The organism is Hydrogenivirga sp. 128-5-R1-1 (assembly GCF_000171895.1).
In genome coordinates, this window is the sequence record NZ_ABHJ01000074.1 from 1 (window position 1) to 3,357 (window position 3,357).

Consider the following 3,357-nt stretch of genomic DNA (forward strand, 5'->3'; position numbering starts at 1 on the left):
TTCTATGAAAAATCAAACCATCATAAAATCTATCTTCAACATATTTCAAAAAATTTCCTACTGTTATTGGAGCTTTATCTGGGAAAAGCTCAATATAAAAACTGCCTAAATCAGTTTTTACTTCAACTACTGGATTTTCCTTTTCTATCAAATTTTTACCTCGTAAAGTTTACTTTAATAAAATATTTTTATCTTGAAGCAACATTTTTTCAAGAGCTAAAAATAAGTTATAATTTAAACTCAAAATTTTACCATAAAGGAGTTATTATGGAGTATCACGTTAAAGATTTATCTTTGGCAGAAAAAGGAAAACTTCGTATACAGTGGGCAGAAAAAGATATGCCTGTTTTAAGGCAAATTAGAAAAAGATTTGAGAAAGAAAAACCTCTAAAAGATTTGACAATAGCTGCCTGTCTTCATGTAACAACAGAAACTGCAAATCTAATGATAACTTTAAAAGCAGGCGGAGCAGATGTTTATTTAACTGCGTCTAATCCACTTTCAACTCAAGATGATGTCGCTGCAGCTCTTGTAAAAGAGTATGAAATTCCTACATTTGCAATACATGGGGAAGATAGGGATACATATTACAAACATCTTTATGCTGTTTTAGATAAAAAGCCTAATATTACAATGGATGACGGTGGAGATTTAATATCTACTTTACATCAAGAAAGACAGGAGTTAATAAATAATATAATTGGTGGGACAGAGGAAACAACAACAGGCGTTATTAGATTTAAAGCAATGGAGAAAGATGGAGTTTTAAAATTCCCAGTTATTGCTGTAAATGATGCATATACAAAACATCTTTTTGATAACAGATATGGAACAGGTCAGTCCACAATAGATGGTATATTAAGGGCAACTAACAGACTTCTTGCAGGTTCAAATTTTGTAGTTGCTGGATACGGCTGGTGTGGAAAAGGTGTCGCCATGAGGGCAAAAGGAATGGGAGCAAATGTAATTGTAACAGAAGTTGACCCGCTAAAAGCATTGGAAGCAAGGATGGATGGATTTAGAGTAATGCCTATGGTTGAAGCAGTAAAGGAGGCTGATTTTATCGTTACAGTAACAGGAAATATAAATGTTGTAGATAAACATCATTTTGAAGTTATGAAAGATGGCTGTATTGTTTCAAACTCTGGTCATTTTGACGTAGAAATTAATATAAAAGAACTTGAAAAAATGTCTGTTTCAAAAAGAAAAATAAGAGAAAATGTTGACGAATATACACTACAAGATGGAAGAAAAATCTATATACTTGCAGAAGGAAGACTTGTAAATCTTGCTGCTGCAGAAGGGCACCCTGCTCAAGTTATGGATATGTCTTTTGCAAATCAAGCTTTATCAGCAGAGTATTTGGTAAAAAATAAGGATAAATTAGAGCCAAAAGTTTACAAAGTACCAGATGAACTTGATTTTGAAGTTGCAAGACTTAAGCTAAATGCTATGGGTATAAAAATAGATGAGCTTACACCTGAGCAAAAAGAATACCTTGCCAGCTGGCAGCATGGGACTTAATATTAAAAGTATGGTAAAGGAAAAGATAAAAAAACAGATAATAAATGAAATTTTCAAGCTTCTGGATAAAGATAAAATTTGTATAGTTCTTTTTGGCTCAGCGGCTTTAGGAGAAGATACTCCATATTCTGATATAGATATAGGTATTTTTTCTTTAGAGCCTATAGATGATGAAACATTTTTAAAATTAAAGGAAAATCTTAATTTAAATGTGGATACTGCGCGTATTATAGACCTTGTGGATTTTTCAAGGGTAGATTTAGATTTTTTAGAGTTTGCTTTAAAGGGAGCTGTTATATGGCATATAGGGAAAGATTTCTTAAAAAACTTGACCAAACAAAAAGAGCTTTTGAAAAATTAAAAGAAATAGAGAATTTAAAAGATGAATTAGACGAAGAGATATTATACGAAGTTGCAGCTAAAAGATTTGAATATACATTTGAAACATTATGGAAAACTTTAAAACTTTATTTACAAAAGCAAGGTATTGAATGCAATTCACCTTTAAGATGTTTTAAAGAATTTTATAAAATTGCTAAGTTAAACCCAAAATACGAAGAACATGTACCTAAAATTATAAGATTGAGAAATGAAGTGGTTCATATATATGATTTTCAAACTGCAAAGTTTATATACGATAATTTAGAAAAAGTTGTAATTCCTGTTTTTCAGGAAATATTAAATAAACTAAGACAGGAGGATTTGCCATGACAAGAGAAGAAGCAATTCAAAAATTGTTAGAAACAGACCCACAGTTCAAAGAATGGTATGAAGAACATGAAGAGTTAAAATGGAAAGTTCATAAACTTGATAAACATTTTCCCCCTGACCCTGAAGTTGAAGCTGAAGAAGAAAGGCTAAAAAGAAGAAAACTTTATTTAAAAGATTTAATGGAAGTTAGGATAAAAGAATTTATAGAGCAAAACGAACAGGCAGCTTGATTTAAATGACTTATAATATTTTTAATAAGATTTATTTGTATTAAGGAGTATGTTTAATGAGAAGTGATGTAGTTAAAAAAGGAGTGGAAAGAGCTCCACACAGAAGTTTATTTAGAGCATGTGGATTATCAGAAGAAGATTTTGGTAAACCATTTATTGGAGTTGCAAACTCCTATATAGATATTATTCCTGGACATGTACATTTAAGAGAATTTGCCCAAATAGTTAAAGAAGCTATTAGAGAAGCTGGTGGTGTTCCATTTGAATTTAATGTAATAGGTGTTGATGATGGAATAGCAATGGGTCATTCTGGAATGCATTATTCTCTTCCAAGCAGGGAACTTATTGCTGATAGTGTTGAAACAGTAGTTGAAGCCCATAAACTTGATGGTCTTGTTTGCATACCTAATTGTGATAAGATTGTTCCTGGGATGATTATGGCTGCTGCCAGATTAAACATACCAACAATATTTGTATCTGGTGGACCTATGGCAGCAGGACATACATCTACAGGTCAATCTATAGACCTTTCTACTGCTTTTGAAGCCGTTGGGGCAGTTCAAAGAGGGTTGATGACAAAAGAACAGCTTCAAGAAATAGAACAACAGGCTTGTCCTACATGTGGTTCATGTTCCGGTATGTTTACTGCAAATTCAATGAACTGTCTTTCTGAAGCTCTTGGTATAGCCCTTCCAGGCAATGGAAGTATTTTAGCAACTGACCCAAGAAGACAGGAACTTGCAAAACAGGCAGGAAGACAAATAGTAAAACTTGTAGAGGCTGATTTAAAATTTAGAGATATAGTTAATAAGCAAACTATAGAAAATGCTTTTACTCTTGATATAGCAATGGGAGGCTCATCAAATACAGTACTCCACCTTCTTGCAATAGC

At 32.5% G+C, this 3,357-nt stretch carries 6 protein-coding genes; 5 read left to right on the forward strand and 1 reads right to left on the reverse strand.

Going from position 1 to position 3,357, the window contains the following annotated elements; translation table 11 throughout:
- On the reverse strand, positions 1–151 hold a 151-nt coding region (locus HG1285_RS20520), incomplete at its 3' end, for a peptidylprolyl isomerase (protein ID WP_255347755.1).
- A gap of 116 nt (positions 152–267) precedes the next feature.
- Here HG1285_RS20520 and ahcY point away from each other — a divergent pair.
- The 5 genes from ahcY to HG1285_RS05220 form a co-directional block, all read left to right on the forward strand.
- Positions 268–1,524, forward strand: coding sequence for an adenosylhomocysteinase (ahcY, locus tag HG1285_RS05240; protein WP_032496853.1), 1,257 nt, complete (start codon positions 268–270; stop codon positions 1,522–1,524).
- A gap of 10 nt (positions 1,525–1,534) precedes the next feature.
- Positions 1,535–1,885, forward strand: coding sequence for a nucleotidyltransferase domain-containing protein (locus HG1285_RS05235; RefSeq protein WP_157560652.1), 351 nt, complete (start codon positions 1,535–1,537; stop codon positions 1,883–1,885).
- Positions 1,822–2,235: an HI0074 family nucleotidyltransferase substrate-binding subunit gene (locus tag HG1285_RS05230; RefSeq protein WP_008288446.1), complete on the forward strand. Its 414-nt coding sequence runs from the start codon at positions 1,822–1,824 to the stop codon at positions 2,233–2,235. Before HG1285_RS05235 ends, HG1285_RS05230 begins: the two co-directional genes overlap by 64 nt.
- Positions 2,232–2,465, forward strand: coding sequence for a DUF465 domain-containing protein (locus HG1285_RS05225; RefSeq protein WP_008288447.1), 234 nt, complete (start codon positions 2,232–2,234; stop codon positions 2,463–2,465). Before HG1285_RS05230 ends, HG1285_RS05225 begins: the two co-directional genes overlap by 4 nt.
- A 56-nt stretch (positions 2,466–2,521) precedes the next feature.
- A partial coding sequence (locus tag HG1285_RS05220) for a dihydroxy-acid dehydratase (RefSeq protein ID WP_008288448.1) occupies positions 2,522–3,357 on the forward strand: 836 nt, incomplete at its 3' end.

Bases quoted from the DNA above. Each gene is read 5' to 3' on its own strand.
- HG1285_RS05230 (WP_008288446.1), top strand. From the start codon at position 1,822: ATGGCATATAGGGAAAGATTTCTTAAAAAACTTGACCAAACAAAAAGA.
- ahcY (WP_032496853.1), top strand. From the start codon at position 268: ATGGAGTATCACGTTAAAGATTTATCTTTGGCAGAAAAAGGAAAACTT.
- HG1285_RS05225 (WP_008288447.1), top strand. From the start codon at position 2,232: ATGACAAGAGAAGAAGCAATTCAAAAATTGTTAGAAACAGACCCACAG.
- HG1285_RS05235 (WP_157560652.1), top strand. From the start codon at position 1,535: ATGGTAAAGGAAAAGATAAAAAAACAGATAATAAATGAAATTTTCAAG.